At 76.4% G+C, this 18,679-nt stretch carries 1 protein-coding gene; it reads left to right on the forward strand.

The window, feature by feature from the left end; translation table 11 throughout:
- Positions 1 to 67 precede the first annotated feature (67 nt).
- Positions 68 to 18,679: a non-ribosomal peptide synthase/polyketide synthase gene (locus tag ACRAS8_RS33480; RefSeq protein WP_438489782.1), complete on the forward strand. Its 18,612-nt coding sequence runs from the start codon at positions 68 to 70 to the stop codon at positions 18,677 to 18,679.

Raw genomic sequence — 18,679 nt, forward strand, 5'->3', positions numbered from 1 at the left:
GGGCGGCCCGCCGCACCGCCGTACGTCCCGCCGGCCGCCCCGTCCCCGCCCAGAAGGACTGACGAACATGACGGACCAGCACCAGAGTTCAGCCCCCGAGCCCACCGCACCGCGGGTCCGGACCCCCGATGCGGAGCCGGGCCCGGCCGGTCCGGTCCCCGCCCCGGCGCTCGCGGACCTGTTCGCACGGTGGGTGGCCCGCGGGCCGGACGCGACGGCGCTGACGGACGGCCGGCGGACCTGGTCGTACCGGGAGACCGACGCCTGGGCCAACCGCCTCGCGCACTTCCTCATCGGCCGGGGCGTGGGGCCGGAGCGGACGGTGGCGCTGGTCCTGCCCCGTTCCGTCGAACTGGTCGTCGCGGAGCTGGCCGTGGCCAAGGCGGGTGGCGCCTTCCTGCCGGTGGACCCGGCGTACCCGGCCGAGCGCCGCGCCCTGATGCTCGCCGACGCCCGCCCGGCCGTGGTCCTCGACGACCCGGCCGCGATCCGGGCCGCCGCCGGCCCCGACCGCGCCCCGGACGACGGGGACCGGCTCTCCCCGCTGCACCCCGACCACCCCGCCTACGTCATCTACACTTCGGGCTCCACCGGCACCCCCAAGGGCGTGGTCGTGCCCCACACCGGGCTGGGCGCCTTCGCCGCGGCGGCCGCCGACCGGTACGCGGTCGGGCCGGGGGACCGGGTTCTGCAGTTCTCCTCGCCGGGCTTCGACGCCGCCGTACTGGAGCTGTGCGTCTCCCTGTTGGCCGGCGCCACTCTCGTCGTCCCGCCGGACGGGCCGTGGCTGGGGGACGAACTCGTCGCGGTGCTGGCCGGGCACCGCATCAGCCACGCGCTCATCCCGCCGGCCGCGCTCGCCACCGTCCCCGCGGACGGCGCTCGCCTGCCCGGCCTGCGCACCCTGATCGTCGGGGCCGAGGCGTGCCCCGCCGAACTGGCCGACCGCTGGGCCCCGGGACGCCGGCTGATCAACTCCTACGGTCCCACCGAAGCCACCATCGTCGCCTCCTGGACCGGTCCGCTGTCCGCCGGCGGCGGCACCCCCTCGATCGGCCGGCCGCTGCCGCACACCCGGGCCCGGATTCTGGACGAGGCCATGCGGCCGGTCCCGGACGGCACCGCGGGCGAGTTGTACGTGGGCGGCCCGGGGGTCGCCCGCGGCTACCTCGGGCGCCCGGGCCTGACCGCGGCCCGCTTCGTCGCCGACCCGTCCGGGCCGCCCGGGGCCCGGCTCTACCGCACCGGCGACCTGGTGCGCCGCGACCCCGCCGGCGAACTGGAATTCCTCGGCCGGGCCGACCGGCAGGTCAAGATCCGCGGCTTCCGCGTCGAACCCGGCGAGATCGAGGCGGCGCTGGCCCGGCTCCCCGAGGTGGCCGACGCGGTGGTCCTCGTACGCGAGGACGAGCCCGGCCACCGGCGGCTCGTCGGCTATGTGACACCGGGCGACCCGGCCCGGCCCCCGCTGCCCGCGCCACTGCGCGCCGCCCTCGCCCGCGGCCTGCCCGCCCACATGGTGCCGTCGGCCGTCGTCGTCCTCGACACGTTCCCGCTCACCGCCCACCACAAGATCGACCGGCGCGCGCTGCCCGCACCCGCTGCCGTCCGCGCCCCGGAGCCGGGCCGGCACGCCCCGCGGACCCCGGCAGAACGGGCCCTCGCGGCCATCTGGTCGGAGGTCCTGGCGGTGCCCGAGCCCGGCACCACCGACGACTTCTTCGACCTCGGCGGCGACTCCGTCCTTGCCACCCGGGTGCTCTCCCGCATCCGCGCGGCGCTCGGCGTCCGGCTCACCGTCCGCGACGTGTTCGGCGCCCGGACCCTCGCCGGCCTGGCGTCCCTCCTCGACGAGCCGGCCACCGCGGCCGCTCCCGCGCCGGTCACGCCCGCCCGCCGGGACCGGCCGCTGCCGCTCTCCGCCGCGCAGCAACGGCTGTGGTTCCTCGACGACTTGACCGCGGGAGGCATCGAGTACAACACCGGGGTGGGGGTGCGGCTGCGCGGCCCGCTGGACACCGGCGCGCTGCGCCGTGCCCTGGACCGGCTCACCGCCCGTCACGACTCCCTGCGCACCACCTTCACCACCGTGGACGGCCAAGGGGTGCAACGCGTGGCGGACGCCGCCGTCCTGCCGCTCGCCACCGCCGACCTCCGCGACCGGCCGGCCGCGCACCGTGCCCAGGAGGCCGACCGGCTGCTCACCGAGGAACTGCGGCGCCCCTTCGACCTGCGCGAGGGACCGCTCACCCGGGCCCTGCTGATCCGGCTCACCGGGGACGAGCATGTGCTGCTGCTGGCGCAGCACCACATCGTCACCGACGGCTGGTCGGTCGGGGTGCTGGTACGGGAACTGGCCGCGCTGTACGGCGCGGAGGCGGACGGCGGCCCCGACGACCTCGAAGAATCGATTCTCCAATATCCCGACTTCGCCGTCTGGGAGCGCGCCCACCACACCCCCGGCCGGCACGCCGACGACCTCGCGTACTGGAAACGGCACCTCGCCGGAATGCCCCAGCTCGACCTGCCCGTGGACCGGCCCCGGCCGCCGGTGCGCACCACCTCCGGCGCGGCCCACCGCCACCGGTTGCCGGCCGGCCTCACCGAGCGCCTCCGGGCCCGCGCCCGGGCCCGGGGCACCACCCTGTTCACCCTGTTCGCCGGGGCGGCCGCGGTGCTCTTCTCCCGCTACACCGGCCGGCGCGACATCGTCTTCGGCACCGTCACCAACGGCCGCGACCGGCGCGAACTGGAGGACGTGACCGGCTTCTTCGTCAACACCCTCGTGCTGCGCACCGACGTCGACGACACCGCCACCGTCGACGACTTCCTGGACACCCTGCGCGGCACGCTGCTGGACGCCTTCAGCCATGCCGGCGTCCCCTTCGACCGCCTGGTCGAGGAACTGGCCCCGCCGCGCGACCCCGGCCGCACCCCGCTGGTCCAGGTCCTCGTCGTCCAGCAGACCCCCATGGTGCACCCGCGGGAAGCCGGCGGGGTGCGGATCGAGGAGCATCCGCTGCCGCGGCCGGCCGCCCGCTTCGATCTCGTCCTGGAATTCCTGCCGCACCCCGACGGATCCCTCGGGCTGACCGTCGAATACAACACCGACCTCTTCGACGCCCGCACCGTGGCCCGTATGAGCCGCCAACTGCACCTCCTGCTGGACGGCATGGCGGACGGCCCGCACCGGACCGTGGCCGACCTGCCGCTGCTCACCGACGACGAGCGGCGCACCATGCTCAACGCCTGGAACACCCCTCAACAGGGCGGCCCGGACACCGCCCTGCCCGCCCTCCTGGAGGCGCAGGCCGCCCGCACCCCCGACCGGACCGCCGTGGTCTGCGGCGCCACCCGGCTCACCTATGCCGAGGTGAACCGGCGCGCCAACCGCCTCGCCCGGCTGCTGGCCGGCCAGGGCGCCGGCCCCGAGACCCTGGTGGCGCTGGCCCTGCCGCGCTCCGCCGACCTCGTGCCGGTGCTCTGGGCGGTGCTCAAGGCGGGCGCCGGGTATCTGCCGGTGGACCCCGGCTATCCGGCCGAACGCATCCGGTTCATGCTCGCCGACGCCGCCCCCGCCCTCGTCCTGACCACCCGCGACACCGCCCACTGCCTGCCCCCGGACACCGAACCGCTGCTCCTCGACGCCCCGGAGACCGTGGCCCGGCTGGCCGGCCACGCGGCGGACGACCTCACCGACGCCGACCGGGCCGGCCCCTTGGAGACGGCCCACCCCGCCTACGTCATCTACACCTCCGGTTCGACCGGCCGCCCCAAGGGCGTGGTGGTCACCCACCGCAGCGTCGCCGACCTCGCGGCCTGGGCGGCCGCCCGGTTCGGCCCCCGGCTGAGCCATGTGGTCGCCGCCACCTCGCTCAACTTCGACGTCTCCGTCTTCGAACTGCTCTGCCCGCTGCTGGCCGGCGGCAGCGTCGAGGTGGTGGCGGACCTGCCGGCCCTCGCCGACCGGGCCGGCGCCGCGCCGCGCCGGGCCGGCCTGCTCAGCGGCGTGCCCTCGGTGATCTCCCGGATGCTCACCCGGGGCGCCGGCGGCGTCACGGCCGACACGGTGCTGCTGGCCGGCGAGGCGCTGCCCGCCCGGACCGTACAGGAGATCCGGGAGACCATGCCGTCCTCCGAGGTCGCCAACGTCTACGGGCCGACCGAGGCCACCGTCTACGCCACCGCCTGGTTCGCCGGCGACGCCCCGCCCGCACAGGCCCCGCCGATCGGCCGGCCCGTCGCCCGCACCCGCTGCTACGTCCTGGACGGCAGGCTGCGCCCCCAACCGCCCGGGGTGGCCGGTGAGTTGTACCTCGGCGGCGGGGGGCTGGCCCGTGGCTACCTCCGACGCCCGGGCCTGACCGCCACCCGCTTCCTCGCCGACCCGTTCGCCGGCCCCGGCAGCCGGATGTACCGCACCGGCGACCTGGTGCGCTGGACCGGCGACGGCGAGCTGGAATACCTGGGCCGGGCGGACCAGCAGGTCAAGGTGCGGGGCTTCCGCATCGAGCTGGGCGAGGTCGAGGAGGCGCTGCTGCGCTGCCCGGGGGTCGCGCAGGCGGCCGCCGCCACCCGGGAGACCGACGGCCACCCGCGTCTGATCGGCTATGTCGTCCCCGAGCCCGGGGCGGACCCCGCGCCCGGCACGCTGCGCCGCCGGCTCGGCCGCACCCTGCCCGACTACATGGTGCCCGCCACCGTCCTCGTCCTGGACGCGCTGCCGCTCAACCCCAACGGCAAACTGGACCGCGCCCAACTGCCCGCCCCCGACTGGACGACGGAGGCGACCGCGGAGTTCGTCGCCCCGCGCACCGCCACCGAACGCGCCCTCGCCGCCGTCTGGGCCGAGGTGCTGCGGGTGGAGCGGGTCGGGGCCGAGGACAACTTCTTCTCGCTGGGCGGCGACTCCATCCTCAGCATCCAGGTGGTGGCCCGGGCCCGGCAGGCGGGCCTGGCGATCACCTCGCGCGACGTCTACCGGCACCAGACCGTCGCCGCCCTCGCGCGGTGCGCGGACGCCGCCGGGCGGCCCGCCGCCCCGGCCCCGGCGGCCGAGCCCACCGGGACGTCGCCGCTGACCCCCATCCAGCGGTGGCTCTTCGAGGCCGACCCGCAACGGGCCGCCCACTTCGCACAGACCCTCTCCGTCGAACTGGCCGAGGACCTGGACGCCGCCGCGCTGGAAGCCGCCCTGCGGGACCTGACGCACCATCACGCGGCGCTGCGTTCCCGCTTCCCGGCGGACGGCGACGGCCGCCGCCGCCAGCACATCGACCGCACCGCGCCCCCGATCGTCCTGCACCGCCATACCGGCCCCGACGACGACGCCCCGCACCTCGGCCCGTTCGACCTGGACCGCGGGCCGCTGCTGCGCGCGGTGCTGCACGACCGGGGCGCCGGCCGGCCCCGCGTCCTGCACCTGGCCGTCCACCATCTGGTCGTGGACGGCGTCTCCTGGCGCATCCTGCTGGAGGACCTCGACCGGTCCTACCGCGCCCGGCGCGGCGGCGGCGACGCCGCGCCGCTCCCCGCCTCCTCGCCGCTGCGCCACTGGGCCCGCCGGCTGACCGCCCACGCCGAAGCGGGCGGCTTCCGCGACGAGGCCGCGTACTGGACCGCGTCGGCCCGCGCCGGCGACCCGGCACTGCCCGTCGACCGCACCGGCGCCAACACCTACGCGTCGGCCCGCTCGGTGACCGTCCGCCTGACCCCGCAGCAGACCTCCGCCCTGCTGCACACCCTGCCCGGCGCCTACCGCACCGAGGCCAACGACGTGCTGCTGAGCGCGCTGAGCCGGGTGCTGGGCACCTGGACAGGACGCGACACGGTGCCCGTGGACGTGGAGGGGCACGGCCGTGAGGAACTCTTCGCCGACATCGACCTCTCCCGCACCGTCGGCTGGTTCACCACCCGCTACCCGGTCGCCCTCACCGTGGCGCCGGACGCCGACTGGGACACCGTGCTGAAGTCCGTCAAGGAGCAGCTGCGCGCGATGCCCGGCCGCGGCCTCGGCTACGGCGTCCAGCGCTACCTGACCCGGCCGGACGGCCTGCCCGTCGGCCCGTCCGCCGGCATCAGCTTCAACTACCTCGGCCGCTTCGGCCTGCCCGGCACCGCCGGCGGCCTCTACCGCGGCTCGCACCGCCCGCTCGCCCTCGACGCCGACCCGGCCGCCCAGCGGCCGCACGCCCTGGAGGTGGTCGGCCGACTCGACGGCGAAGCGCTGGAGTTCACCTGGTTCTACTCGGTCAACCTGCACCACGAGGCGACCGTGGCCCGGCTGGCCGGGGAGTTCGCCGCGGCCCTGGGCGAGATCGCCCGGCACGCCGCCCGCCCCGGGGCCGGCGGCCGCACCCCGTCCGACTTCCCGCTGGCCGCCCTCGACCAGCCGACCGTCGACCGGCTGGTGGGCGACGACGCCCGGGCCGTCGAGGACATCCACCCGCTCACCCCCACCCAGGCCGGCATGCTCTTCCACCGGCTCGCCCAGGACGACGGCGGCGTCTACTTCCAGCAGCTCACCTTCGTCCTGGACGGGGTGCCCGACCCCACGGCGCTCGCCGCCGCCTGGCAGCGGGTCACGGACCACACCCCCGTGCTGCGCGGCCGGGTCGTCTGGCAGGACGTGCCCGAGCCGCTGATGGTGGTCGAGAACGGCGTCACCCTCCCGGTCACCCACCTGGACTGGCGCGCCCTGCCGCCCGGCGCACGCGACGCCCGGCTGCGCGAACTGCTCGCCCGGGACCGGCGAGTCGGGATGGACCTGGCCACCGCCCCGCTCCAGCGCCTCGTCCTGGCCCGGCTGTCCGCCACCGAGGTGCGGGTGGTGTGGTCCTTCCACCACCTGGTGCTGGACGGCTGGAGCCTGTTCCAGGTGCTCTCCGACGTCTTCGGCGACCATGCCCGGCTGAGCGGCCCGGCGGACGGGAGCGGCCCGGCGCCCAAGACCGCGCTGCCCGCCCGCCGGCCGTTCCGCGACTACGTCGCCTGGCTGCGCGAGCGCGACCCGGCGGAGGCCGAGGACCACTGGCGGGCCCGGCTCGACGGGCTGACCGAACCCACCGCCCTGCCCTACGACCGCGACCCCCGGGAGAGCCACCGCGCGGAGTCCACCGAGGCGGTGCGGGTCACCCTGCCCACGGCCCTCACCGGCCGGCTGGCGGACCTGGCCAAGGACACCGGCGTGACCATGAACACGCTGGTGCAGGCCGCCTGGGCGGTGCTGCTGGCCCGGCAGAGCGGACGCCCGGAGGTGGTCTTCGGCACCACCGTCTCCGGCCGCCCGCCGGAACTGCCCGGCGCCGAGGCGATGACCGGCCTGTTCATCGCGACCGTGCCGACCCGGCTGACCGTGCCCGCCGAGGGCACCCTGCCGGACTGGCTGCGCCGGGTGCAGGAGATCCAGACCGAGGACCGGCGCTTCGACTTCGTCCCGCTCGCCCGGCTGACGGCGCTCAGCGAACTGCCCGAGCGCACCGCCCTGTTCGACAGCATCGTGGTCTTCGAGAACTACCCGGCCGGTGACGGCCTCGCCGCGGCCCACGGGCTGCGGCTGAGCGCCCTCGACGGCATCGAGACCACCAACTACCCGCTGAGCCTGGTCGTCTACCCCGGCCCGGAACTGGGCCTGCGCCTCGGTTACGACCCCGAGCTGTTCGACACCGCCACCGTCGAGCTGATGGCCGAGTACCTCACCGTGCTGCTGGAGGGGATGGCCGCCGACGCCCACCGCCCGCCCGCGCGGCTGCCGGTGCTCGGCGCGGCGCGCCGCCGCCAGGTGGTCGAGGAGTGGAACGACACCGCCACCGCACTGCCCGACGGGACGGTCGCCGGGCTCTTCGCCGACCGGGTCCGGAGCGTCCCCGACGCGCTCGCCGTGGACGCCGGCGCCCTCCGCCTGACCTACCGCGAACTCGACGCCCGCGCCGAGGCGTTGGCCCGTCGGCTGGCCGCGCTCGGTGTCCGCCCCGAGCAGCCGGTCGGGGTCCTGATGGACCGCTCGGCCGCCCTCGTCGTCGCCCAGGTCGCCCTCGCCAAGGCGGGCGGGGTGTACGTCCCGCTGGACGGCCGCGCCCCCCGGGAGCGGCTGCGGCTGACGCTGGGGGAGGCCGCCGCGGAGCTGGTGCTCACCGACGCCGCCTGGCAGGACACCGCACGCGCGGTGGCCCCCGGCGGGCGGACGTTACGGGTGACGGCCGCCGCCCCGGACCCGGCCGGGCACGAGGACGCCGCCCTCCCGGCCCTCCACCCGGACAATGCGCTCCAGTTGATGTTCACTTCAGGCTCCACCGGCCGCCCCAAGGGTGTCGCGGTGCGCCACCGTGACGTCGTGGCGCTCGCCTTCGACCACGCCTTCGACGGGCACGAACGGGTCCTGGTGCACTCGCCGGCGGCGTTCGACGCGGCCACCTACGAACTGTGGGTGCCACTGCTGCGCGGCGGCCGGGCCGTCCTGGCTCCGCCCGGCGACCTGGAGGCCGCCACCGTGCGCCGGGCGGTCACCGAACAGGGCGTGACCTGCCTGTGGCTGACCGCCGGGCTCTTCCGCCTGCTGGCCCAGGAGGACCCCGCCTGCCTGCGCGGCGCCCGCGAGGTGTGGACCGGCGGCGAGGCCGTGCCGGGCGCCGCGGTGCGCCGGGTCCTCGACGCCTGCCCGGACCTCGCCGTCGTCGACGGCTACGGCCCGACCGAGACGACCACCTTCGCGACCCGGCGGGTCTTCCGCGCCGGCGACCCGCTGCCCGCCACCCTGCCCATCGGCCGCCCCCTGGACAACACCCGCTGCTACGTCCTGGACGGCGCGCTGCGGCCGCAACCGCCGGGAATCCCCGGCGAGTTGTACGTGGCCGGCGCCGGCGTCGCCCGCGGCTACCACGGCCGCCCCGGCGCGACCGCCGCACGCTACCTCGCCGACCCGTTCGGGCCGCCCGGCGGCCGGATGTACCGCACCGGCGACCTCGTGCGCTGGAGCGCCGACGGCGAACTCCACTTCGTGGGGCGCACCGACGACCAGATCAAGATCCGGGGCTTCCGCGTCGAACCGGCCGAGATCGAGGCCGCGCTCACCCGGCACCCCGCGGTCGCCGAGGCACTGCTGACCGCCGTCGAGACGGACGGCCCCAAACGCCTCGCCGCCTACCTCGTCCCCACCCCGGACGCGACCGTGCCCCCGCCCGAGGAGCTGCGCGGCTTCCTCGCCGCGCGGCTGCCGGACTACATGCTCCCCGCCGCCTTCGTCACCCTGGACGCGCTGCCGCTGACCGGCAACGGGAAGGTGGACCGGCGCCGGCTGCCCGCCCCACGGTGGTCGCCCGCCACCGGCGGTACATACCGCGCACCGCGCGAGGGGGCGGAACGGACCCTCGCGGACATCTGGAGCGCTCTGCTGGGTGTCGAACGGGTCGGCGCCGACGACAACTTCTTCATGCTGGGCGGCGATTCGATCCTCAGCATCCAGGTCGTCTCGCGCGCCCGCCGGGCGGGCCTGGCCCTGACCCCCCGGGACGTGTTCCGCCACCCCACCGTCGCCGCCCTGGCCGCCGCCACCGGCGCCGCCGCACCCGTCACCGGCACCGGCCCGGTCACCGGCGAGGTCCCCCTGCTGCCGATCCAGCGCTGGTTCCTCGACGCCCGGCCGTCGCGTCCGGGCCACTTCAACCAGTGCGTCGTCGTCGAACTGGCCGAGGAGCCCGACACCCGGGCACTGGGGGACGCCCTGGCCGCGCTGTGGGCTCACCACGACGCCCTGCGGGCCCGCTTCACGCAGCGGGCGGACGGCGGCGGCTGGCAGCAGCACTGCCCGGCGCCGGACGCCGCCGAGCCGCCGGCCCTGCGGGTCCACGATCTGACCGGGCGGGACGCGCGGGAGTGCGCCACCGCCGTCGAGGCCGCGATGGCCGAGGCCCACGCCGGCTTCGACCTCGCGTGCGGGCCGCTGGTCGCCGCCCGGCTCTTCACCGGCGCACCGGACGCGCCGCCGCGGCTGTTCCTGACCGCCCACCACCTCGTCGTCGACGGCGTCTCCTGGCGCATCCTGCTGGAGGACCTGGAGAGCGGCTACCGCCGGGCCCGTACCGGAGAACCCGCGGCCCCGCCCGCCCGTACCACCTCCGTGCAGGAGTGGTCCAGGCTGCTGCACGAGCGCACCGAGGCCGGCGGGTTCGCCGCCGAGCAGGCGTACTGGAGCGCGGCGGCCGCACACTGCGCGGCGCCGCTGCCGGCCGACGCCGACGGGACCAACACCCTCGCCGACCTCGGCACGGTCACCGTCCGACTGGACCGGCCGCGCACCGCCGCCCTGCTGCGCGACGTCCCCGGTGCCTACCGGACGCAGATCAACGACGTACTGCTCACCGCGCTCGGCCGGGTCCTGGCCGACTGGACCGGCCGGCGCACCGTCGCCGTCGGCCTGGAGGGCCACGGCCGGGAGGACGCGCTCTTCGACGGTGTCGACCTGTCGCGCACGGTCGGCTGGTTCACCACCCTCTTCCCGGTGGCCCTCGACCTCCCCGACGGTGACTGGGGAACGGCGCTGAAGTCCGTCAAGGAACAGCTGCGCGCCGTGCCCGGCCGCGGCCTGGGCCACGGCGCACTGCGCCGGCTCGCCGCGGACGGCGCCCTCGCCGGTACGCCGCAGCCCCGGATCAGCTTCAACTACCTGGGCCGGTTCGACTGGTCCGGCGAGGGCGGGCTGATCCGCGGTGTCCGCGGCGGCCTGGACGGCGCCGCCGCCCCCGAAAACGTCCGCCCCCACCTGCTCGACGTGGTCGGCAAGGTCGAGGACGGCTGTCTGGAACTCACCTGGTACCACAGCCGCGCGGTACACCGCGCCGAGACCGTCACCGCCCTGGCGACCGGCATGCGCACGGCACTTGAGGAGATCGTCGCGCACTGCGCCGGTCCGGACGCCGGCGGCCGCACCCCCTCCGACTTCCCGCTCGCCCGCCTCGACCAGGCCACCGTGGACCGGGTCGCCGGAGACGGCCGGGAGGTCACGGACCTCTACCCGCTGACGCCCATGCAGGCGGGCATGCTCTTCCACACCCTGATGGACCCCGCCGCCCACACCTATGTCAACCAGGTCCAGCTGGTGCTCTCCGGCGTCCGCGACCCCGCCGCGCTCGCCACCGCCTGGCAGCGGACGGCCGACGCCAACCCGGTGCTCCGCACCCGCCTGGTGTGGGCGCAGACCCCCGAGCCGCTCCAGGTCGTCCAGGCCCGGGCCACCGTGCCCGTCACCCACCACGACTGGACCGGCCGGAGCACCGAGGAGTGCGCACGCGCCCTGGAGACGCTGCTCGCCGAGGACCGCGCGGCCGGCCTCGACCTCACCCGGGCCCCGCTGATGCGGCTGACCCTGATCAGGCTGCCCGCCGACCGGGTCCGCCTGGTGTGGACCTTCCACCACCTCCTCCTCGACGGCTGGAGCGCCGCCCAGACCTTCGACGAGGTCTGCGAACGGTACGCGGCGCTCACCGCCGGCCGGGCGCCCGACGTACCGGCCCGCCCGCCCTTCGCCGACTACCTGCGCTGGCTGGCGGAGCAGGACACCGGGCAGGCCGAACACCACTGGCGGGCCGCGCTGGCCGGCTTCACCGAGCCGACCCGGCTCCCCAAGGACCGCACCCCCGCACAGGCCCACCGCGCCTCGTCCTCCGCTTCGGTCCACCTCACCCTGGACGCGGCCGAGTCGGCCCGCCTGCGCCGGATGGCGCAGCGCGCCGGCCTCACCATGAACACCGTCCTGCAAGGCGCCTGGGCCCTGCTGCTGTCCCGCTACGGCACCAGTGACGACGTGGTCTTCGGCACCACCGTCTCCGGACGGCCCGCCACGCTGCCCGGCGTGGAGACCATGGTCGGCCTCTTCATCAACACCCTACCCACCCGGGTCCGCGTCGACGGACGGCGCGCCCTGCCGGACTGGCTGCGCGAGCTGCAGACCGCCCAGTCCGAGGCGCGGCGGTTCGACTTCGTCTCCCTGGCGGACATCCGGTCCTGGAGCGAACTGCCGCCCGGAACCGACCTGTTCGAGACCATCGTCGTCTTCGAGAACTACCCCTTCGACAGCGGCGCCCTGACCCGGCACGGCCTCGGCCTCACCTCCGAACGCGACCTGGAGCCCACCAACTACCCGCTCAGCGTGATCGTCGCCCCCGGCGAGCGGCTGACCGTCGCCCTCGACCACGACCCGGCGGTCTTCGACACCGCGACGGTCGAGCGGCTCGGCGCCTGCCTGCGCACGCTGCTCACCGGGATGGCGGCGGACCCGGACCGCCGGCTGGCCGAGCTGCCGCTGCTCACCGAGGACGAACACCACCGCGTCGTCGCGGAGTTCGGCGGCGCCGTCGTGCCGCGGCCGCGCCGCACCCTGCCCGAGGTGTTCGAGGCGCAGGCCGCCCGCACCCCGCACGCCCCGGCCGTCCTGGCCGGCGCGGACCGGCTCACCTACCGGGAGCTGAACGAGCGCGCCAACCGGCTGGCGCGGCTGCTGGTCGCCGCGGGCGCGGGCCCCGAACGGTTCGTCGCGCTCGCACTGCCCCGCACCTGCGACCTGGCCGTGGCCCTGCTGGCCGTCCTCAAGAGCGGCGCCGGCTACCTGCCGATCGATCCCGGCCACCCCGCCGAGCGGGTCGCGTTCCTCCTCGACGACATCGCACCGGACGTCGTCCTCACCACCCGCGCGACGGCCGGCCGGCTGCCCGACGGGCCCGCCACCCGGCTCTTCCTGGACGACCCCGGGCCGGCGGACCACCTCGCCGCCGGACCGGCCGCCGACCTGGACGACACCGAGCGCACCGGGGCGCTGCTGGCCGACCACCCCGCCTACGTCCTGCACACCTCCGGCTCCACCGGAGTGCCCAAGGGCGTGGTGGTGACCCACGCCTCCGTCGTGGCGCTGGCCGACTGGGCGGCCGCCGAATTCGGCCCCCGGGGCCTCGCCCACGTCGTCGCGTCCACCTCGCTCAACTTCGACGTGTCGGTGTTCGAACTGCTCTGCCCGCTGCTGGCCGGCGGCCGGGTGGAGATCGTCCGGGACCTGCTGGCCCTCGCCGAACGCCCCGGGCCCTGGACCGCCGGCCTGCTCAGCGCCGTCCCCTCCGCCCTCGGCCGACTGCTCGCCGAGGACACCGTCCACGTCAGCGCGGACACCGTGGTACTGGCCGGCGAGGCGCTCGCCGCGCGCACCGTCCGCGAGGTCCGCGCCGCCGTCCCCGGCTGCCGGGTCGCCAACCTCTACGGCCCCACCGAGGCCACCGTCTACGCCACCGCCTGGCACTGCGACCCCGCCGACCCGGACCGCACCCCACCCATCGGCCGCCCGGTCGCCGGCGCCCGGGCCTACGTCCTGGACCCGTGGCTGCGCCCGGTCCCGGTCGGGGCACCCGGCGAGCTTCACCTCGCCGGCACCGGCGTGGCCCGCGGCTACTTCGCGCGGCCCGGCCTGACCGCGCGGCGCTTCCTGCCCGACCCGTTCGGCCCCCCGGGCGAGCGGATGTACCGCACCGGCGACCTCGTACGCTGGGACGCCGAGGGCCGGCTGGAGTACCTCGGCCGCACCGACGACCAGGTCAAGGTGCGCGGCTTCCGGATCGAACCGGGCGAGGTCGAGGCCGCGTTGGCCCGCCACCCGGACGTGGCCGCGGCCGCCGCCCGGGTCGTGGCGACCGACGGCCACAAGCGCCTGGTGGGCTACGTCGTCGCCCGCGGCGAGGCCGCCCCCGACCCCGTCGAGCTGCGCGCCTTCCTCGCCCGCAGCCTCCCCGACCACCTGGTCCCCGCACTCGTCGTCCCCCTGGAACGGCTGCCGCTCGGCCCCACCGGCAAACTCGACCGGCGTGCCCTGCCCGCGCCCGGCCCGGCCGCCGCCCCGGCCGCCGGACACGTCCCGCCGCGCACCGACACCGAGCGGGTGCTCGCCGCCATCTGGGCCGAGGTGCTGGGCGTGGCCCAAGTGGGCGTCGAGGACAACTACTTCGCGCTCGGCGGCGATTCCATCCTCAGCATCCGCATCGTCTCCGCGGCCCGCCGCGCGGGCCTCACGCTCACCCCCCGCCAACTGTTCGTCCACCAGACCGTCGCCGCCCTCGCCGCGGCCGCCGGCGAACCGCGGGCCGCGGCCGCCACCGCCGAACAGGGCCCCGTGGTGGGCGAGATACCGCTCACCCCCGTCCAGCACTGGCTCTTCGCCACCCTGCCCGACCATCCGGCGCACTTCACCCAGGCGCTCTCCTTCCACCTCGCCGCCGACACCGACGAGGACGCGCTGCGGGCGGCACTGGGCGCGGTGCTCGACCACCACGACGCGCTGCGCATGCGGTACCGCACCAACGGGGACGGCCACTGGCGCCAGTACGGCACGCTGCCCGGCACGGGCGCCGCCCTGGAGGTCCGCGACCTGTCCGGCCGGCGCCCGGAGGAACACCCCGCCGCGCTGCGCGCACTCACCCGCGAACTGAGCGCCGGGTTCGACCTGGCCGAGGGCCCGCTGCTGAAGGCCGCCCTGTGCCGCCCGGGCGACCAGGACCGCCCGGTCCTGCTGCTCGTCGCCCACCACCTGGTCGTCGACGCGGTGTCCTGGCGCATCCTCCTGGAGGACCTCGACACCGCCTACCGCCAGGTGCGCACCGGCGGCCGGGCCGTGCTCGGCCCCAAGACCACCTCGTTCCGCGCCTGGGCCGAGCGGCTGTGCGAGCACACCGCGGCCGGCGGCTTCGACGACGAACTCGCCTACTGGCAGCGGCCCGGCGCCCACCACGAACTGCCCACCGACCACACCGGCCGCAACACCGCGGACTCCGAGGAGACCGTCACCGTCCGCCTGGAAGCCGAGGAGACCCGCCGGCTGCTGCAAGACGTGCCCGACGTCTACCGGACCCGGATCGACGACGTCCTGCTGTGCGCCCTGGGCCGGGTGCTGGCCCGCTGGACCGGGCACGACCGGGTGCTCATCGGGCTGGAGGGCCACGGCCGCGCGGAACTCTTCGACGACGTGGACCTCTCCCGCACCGTCGGCTGGTTCACCACCCTGTTCCCCGTCGCGCTGGACCTCCCGCCGCACGCGGACCTCGCGACGGCGCTGAAGTCCGCCAAGGAGGGGCTGCGGGCGCTGCCGCGGCACGGCCTGGGCCACGGTGCGCTGCGCCATCTGCGCACCCCGGCACCGGCCGGCCTCCCGGCCGCCCCGCAGATCGTCTTCAACTACCTCGGCCGGCAGGACTGGAGCGCCACCGAGGACGGCGGCCTGCTGCACGCCCCGTACGGCGCGCTCGACGGCGACCTGAACCCGGCCGCCGACCGGCCCCACCTGATCGACGTCATCGGCCAAGTGGCCGACAAGCGACTGGAGTTCACCTGGTCGTACTCGACCAACCTGCACCGGCGCGCCACCGTGGCCCGGCTCGCCGAGGAGACCGCCGCCGAACTGCGGAACATCCTGCGGCACTGCGCCGCACCGGGTGCCGGCGGCCGCACCCCCTCCGACTTCCCGCTGGTCGCCCTCGACCAGCGCACCGTCGACCGGCTCGCCGGCGACGGCCGGGACGTCACCGACATCTACCCGCTGACCCCCACCCAGACCGGCCTGGTCTTCCACGCCCTCGACGAACCCGGCCAGGGCCTCTACGTGGAACAGGCCACCTTCGTCCTGGACGGCGTCACCGATCCGGGGCTGCTGGCCGCCGCCTGGCAGCAGGTCGTGGACCGCACCCCCGTCCTGCGCACCGCCGTGATCCTGGGCGACGTGCCGGCCCCCCTCCAGGTCGTCCACCGCGCCGTCACCCTGCCCGTCACCACCCTCGACTGGAGCGCCCGCACCCCCGACGAGCGGGACGCCGCGCTGGCCCGGCTGCTCGCCGAGGACCGGGACCGGGGCATGGCGCTGGACCGGCCGCCGCTGCTCCGGCTCACCCTCGTCCGGCTCGGCCCCTCCGAGGTGCGGGTGGTGTGGACCTTTCACCATGTGCTGCTCGACGGATGGAGCGTCTTCCAGGTCCTCTCCGACGTCTTCGCCTGCCACACGGCGCTGGCGCACGGCACCGAGCCGCGGCTGCCGGACCGCCGCCCCTTCGCGGAGTACGTCGCCTGGCTGGCCGCACAGGACCCGGCTCCGGCGGAGGCGTTCTGGCGCCGCGCCCTGGCCGGTCTCGCAGCCCCCACCCCGCTGCCCTACGACCGCCGCCCGGCCCCCGGCGCGCCCACCCGCGCCGGCACCTGGCTCCCGTACCGGCTCGGGGAGCGGGAGACCGCCGCGCTGCAGGACTTCGCCCGGCGTCACCACCTCACCCTCAACACCGTCGTCCAGGGCGTCTGGGCGCTGCTGCTGTCGCGCTGGAGCGGGGAGGGGGAGGTGTGCTTCGGCAGCACCGTCTCCGGCCGCCCGGCCGGCCTGCCCGGCGCCGACGCCATCCCCGGCCTGTTCATCGCCACCCTCCCGGTGCGCTGCCACGTGGACGGCGGCGCGGCCCCGGCCGACTGGCTGGGCGGGCTGCAGACCGCCCAGGCCACCGCCCGCGGCTTCGACCATCTCCCGCTCGCCGAGCTGCGCGAGTGCAGCGACGTGCCCGCCGGGACCCCGTTGTTCGAGAGCCTGCTGGTCTTCGAGAACTACCCGATCAACGACACCGCGGCCACCGCCCACGGCCTGCGGGTCCGCGACCTGCACGCCCTGGAGGCCACCAACTACCCGCTCACCGTGGTGATCTCGCCCGGCACCCGACTGAGTATCGAACTCGGCTACGACCCCCGCTGCTTCGAGGAGTCCACCGCCCGCTCCCTCGCCGCCCAGCTGACGCACACCCTGGCCGCGACCGCCGCCGCCGGCTCGCCCGGCGGCCCGGCGACCCTCGACGCGATCGCCACCCTGCCGCCGGCGGAGCACGCCCGGCTGACCGCGCCGCCCGCCCCGGACCCCGTCCCGCCGGCCACCCTGGCCGCGCTCGTCGAGGCGGCGGTGGACCGGTGGCCCGACGCCACGGCGGTCAGCGCACCCGAACTGTGCCTCACCTTCGCCGAGTTGGAGGCGCGGGCCAACCGCCTCGCCCACCGGCTCGTCGCGCGCGGCACGGGCCCCGGCGACCTCGTCGCCCTGGTCCTGCCGCGCTCCGCCGAGATGATCGTCGCCCAGCTCGCCACCGCCAAGGCGGGCGCCGCCTACCTGCCGGTGGACCCCGGATACCCGGCCGAACGGATCGCCCTGATGCTGCGCGACGCGGCCCCCGCCGTCACCCTGGAGGCCGCCGAGGTCCACGCCCTCCTGGCCGACGACGACGCACCGAGCCACCGCCCCACCGACCGGGATCGCACCCGTCCACTCGACCTCGACGATCCGGCCTACGTGCTCTACACCTCCGGCTCCACCGGCACCCCCAAGGGTGTGGTCGTCACCCACCGCGGCCTGGCCGCCTTCGCCGCCGCCGAGGCCGCCCACTACCAAGTGCGGCCCGGCGACCGGGTACTGGCCTTCGCCACCTCCAGCTTCGACGCCTCGGTGCTGGAGCTGTGCCTGGCGCTGCCGGCCGGCGCCCGCCTGGTGGTGCCGCCGCCCGGCCCGCTGCTCGGCACGCAGCTGGCCGAGGTGCTGCGCGCCGAACGCGTCACCCACACCCTGCTGCCGCCCGCCGCGCTCGGCACCGTGCCGCCCGGCACCGCCGGGACGCTGCCGGACCTGCGCACCCTGATCGTCGGCGCGGACGCCTGCGGCGCCGACCTCGTCGCCCGCTGGGCCCCGCACCACCGGATGATCAACTCCTACGGCCCCACCGAGGCCACGGTCGTCGCCACCTGGTCCGGGCCGCTGCGGCCGGACGGCGCCGCGCCCCCCATCGGCCGCCCGCGGCCCGGCAGTTGCGGCTACGTCCTCGACGCGCGGCTGCGCCCCGTCCCCGACGGCGTCCCCGGCGAACTGTGGCTCAGCGGGCCCTCCCTGGCCCGCGGCTATCTCCGCCGCCCCGGCCTGACCGCCGCCCGCTTCCTCGCCGACCCCTACGGCCCGCCGGGCACCCGGATGTACCGCACCGGCGACCTGGTGCGCCGCGACGCCCACGGCGAGCTGCACTACCTCGGCCGCACCGACCACCAGCTCAAGCTGCGCGGCCACCGGATCGAGGCCGGCGAGGTCGAGGCGACCCTGGCCGGCCACCCCGCCGTACGGGACGCCGTGGTGACCCTGCGGGAGGACGAGCCCGGCGCACCGCGCCTGGTGGCCCACCTGCTCGCCGCCCCCGGCACCGACCTCCCGTCCGGCGCCGAGCTGCGCGCGTTCGCCGCCCGGACGCTGCCCGGCTCCATGGTCCCCTCGGCCTTCGTCGTCCTGGAGCGCTTCCCGCTCACCGAGAACGGCAAGACCGACCGCGCCGCCCTCCCGGCCCCCGGCCCCGAACTGCCCGAACCCGCGGCGGGCCTGGCGCCCCGCACGCCCACCGAGGAGTTCCTCGCCGGCCTCTGGGCGGAGGTCCTGGGCCGGCCGGTGGGCGTCGAGGACGACTTCTTCGCCCTGGGCGGCGACTCGCTGCGCAGCCTGCAGCTCGCCTCCCGGACCAACGAGACCTTCGGCGTGCACCTCACACCCCGGGACGTACTGACCGCCCGGACCGTCGCCGCCCTCGCGGACCTGGTGGAGGAGCACGTTCTGCGCGAACTGGAAGACGCCGCCCGCGACAGCGACCCCGACCAACGGTGA

The sequence above is a fragment of the Streptomyces sp. S186 genome (assembly GCF_051603415.1).
In the GTDB taxonomy this organism is placed as follows: domain Bacteria; phylum Actinomycetota; class Actinomycetes; order Streptomycetales; family Streptomycetaceae; genus Streptomyces.